Raw genomic sequence first — 2,422 nt, 5'->3', positions numbered from 1 at the left:
TCTATCTCTTTATTTGCAGCCTGAAGCTCTTTGTTCTTCCGCGCTAGCTCCCTCGTAAGTGATGCAAGCTCATCCGTAACTTTCGACATGCTCTCCATAATGTCTCCGGCAGAGAGGCCGATCTTCACGCCCAGAAACAGCCTCCTTGACTCGTCGACTAGCATGACAAATCCGCTCACTAGATGAATGTTCGATCTTGAATCGTTAAGACCGATTCTTACAGGCTTCGCTCCGTGTCTCTTCAATAGAGCTTGGGAATTGTCCACAACAAGATCGCATATATTCTCACCTTTGAGAGCATCGCTTTTCTCGACTAGAGAAATCAGAGAGGGGCTGTGATCGACGATGTTGCCTTCGTTGTCAAAGAGAATAAGGATTGCTCCAGATAGATTCTCGAGAACGGAAAAGAAATCATCTCTATTCGAAAGGATAGCCTCTCTTAGCTCATTCACGCTCTTCCCACCATTGCTTGGCAAGCTCGATAGCCTCAACGGCCGATTCTGCAGTTCCATCGGCGCCCAGTCTCTTCCAGAGGTCCTCTGATTCGTTGATTACAAGACCTCCGACCATGATCTTCATTGTTTCGAAGTCACTGTCATAGCGAACGGACTGAATCAGCTTTTTCGTGAGATCGAGATTGAAGGACATCGTAACGGAGATCGCCAGTAGAAAAGGTAGATTCTTCTTCAGATGCTTAAGCACTTCAGACACCGGTGTGTTTACTCCGAGATAGCTGACATTCCAGCCGCTCAACTCAAGAAGATCGGCAAGTATCCTTGCTCCAAGCTCGTGGTATTCGTTTTGCGAACTGAGCACGACGGCCTTTCTTCTGGGGTGCGAAGGCACGGTCTCGATCATGCTGTAAGTGCTTGCCATAAGCCTGTTCATTAGCGAGGTGGCGAGATGTTCCTCGGCGACTGATATCTCACCGGTCTGCCACAGGTAACCTATTTCATACATCGCCGGCTGAACTACCTTCAGATAAAAATCAGCGAGCGACTTCTCATTGTTTATCGAGCGGTTAGCAATCTCTCTAAGCTTTCCGTAATCGCCTGTGAGCAGGGCTAGGACTGTTTGCCTTTCGATGGCCTTCCAGTCCTCACCAACCTTCATCTGGATCAGACCCTCTTGAGCATGCTCTACAGCCGCATTATGCGAATCCAGCATTGCCCGATATACCTCGATAACTTGAGCGGCGCCTTCCGGACTTAGAAATTCATTTATCGCCTTCATCCAAGCTTTCAAGACTTCGGGAAAGAAATCGACCGAGAAGTTTCTCGAGGTGTACGTCTTATAGACCCAGGGCAGAGTCTTCGCAAGAAGATCGTAGTCGTTAAGCTTAATCACGTTTGAAATGAATCGGAGATGATTCGAGTTGTTGTCATACATTATGTATAGCGGATTCATGCCGAGAAGCTCAGAAATGTCCTCTCTTTCCGCCATAAGCTCATTGACCCTCTTCAGCATCTTCTCTCCCTGAGACTCGTACTCCATAGCCGCCGAGGCTGAAACACTCAGATTCTTTCCAAAATCATCCGATACTCTCTGCATATAAACACTCCCCAGGTGATTTAATCGCATTTCAGCATATTCCGCATACACATTATAAACTACTGAGACTGTCTTCAAAGAAATTCTTGAGTCACTCATCTCAGCTTTGCTGATCCGATGTATAGAAAATTCTAAATATCCGGCTCAAAGTTTTGATAGCCGAACCTTACGCTTAGAACTGAAACGCGACCTCCGCAAGGGGCTTGAAGATGTCGGCGCATTCCCGAAAGAATTCATTTACATGTCCAATTGGTTTCAGTATAAGATATAAGACCACAATGTACTTCTCAGTAAACATCTTCCTCTGAACCAGACTTTCTTCGACTCAATTCTGAAATCTCTTCGACCAGAAATAGCCTACCGTCTCTCCAGCTTAATTTCCTATACTTCAACGCGTATAATTTAACTTTCGACTCCAGTCGTATGATCTATATGGGAGGTGAGAGAATGAAACGTTTCTTCGTACCGCTCGTGATTGTTGTTCTGATCTTTCTTCTTTCGGGATGCATATGGGGAGAAAAACCTCTTCCAAAGATAGCCCTTATAGATGACTCTCATGCAAACAGATTTGGAGGGGAGGAGAGCGAGTTTTTCGATGGCATAATCGCTATTCTCGCGTCCAAGGGTTTCGACTACAAATACTCCTCTGTGGTAGGGTTTGAACCGCAGAACTACGCTATCGTAATCCTTTCAATGCCCGGCGCGAGTTACTCCACTTCGGACATAGACAAACTGGAAACACAATTAGGGCTCTTCCTCAGATTATATGAACTAACTCATGATCACCTTCACTCGCAATAGTTCAAATGAACATCTCCCGTACATTATCCGCTTAATCACCTTAAGCTTGTTTATGACGCCTTCTATGACT

At 45.8% G+C, this 2,422-nt stretch carries 2 protein-coding genes and 1 pseudogene; 1 reads left to right on the top strand and 2 read right to left on the bottom strand.

Going from position 1 to position 2,422, the window contains the following annotated elements; translation table 11 throughout:
• Together ENN47_08190 and ENN47_08185 are read right to left on the bottom strand one after the other, a co-directional pair.
• Window positions 1-452: GGDEF domain-containing protein (locus ENN47_08190; protein ID HDP78146.1), on the bottom strand; the 452-nt coding region annotated here is incomplete at its 3' end.
• On the bottom strand, window positions 445-1,581 hold the full coding sequence (locus ENN47_08185; protein HDP78145.1) for a cobalamin-binding protein: 1,137 nt from the start codon (window positions 1,579-1,581) through the stop codon (window positions 445-447). The genes ENN47_08190 and ENN47_08185, both read right to left, overlap by 8 nt.
• 417 nt (window positions 1,582-1,998) lie before the next feature.
• On the opposite strand from ENN47_08185, the pseudogene ENN47_08180 reads away from it, so the two are divergent.
• Window positions 1,999-2,298 (top strand): annotated as a pseudogene (locus tag ENN47_08180) (hypothetical protein).
• Window positions 2,299-2,422: the final 124 nt, after the last annotated feature.

It is taken from the genome of Mesotoga infera (assembly GCA_011045915.1).
GTDB lineage: Bacteria > Thermotogota > Thermotogae > Petrotogales > Kosmotogaceae > Mesotoga > Mesotoga infera_D.
Note: the sequence above shows the minus strand (reverse complement) of the source record. Positions and strands in the feature narration are given on the sequence as shown.

Bases quoted from the DNA above. Each gene is read 5' to 3' on its own strand.
- ENN47_08185 (HDP78145.1), bottom strand. From the start codon at position 1,581: ATGCGATTAAATCACCTGGGGAGTGTTTATATGCAGAGAGTATCGGAT.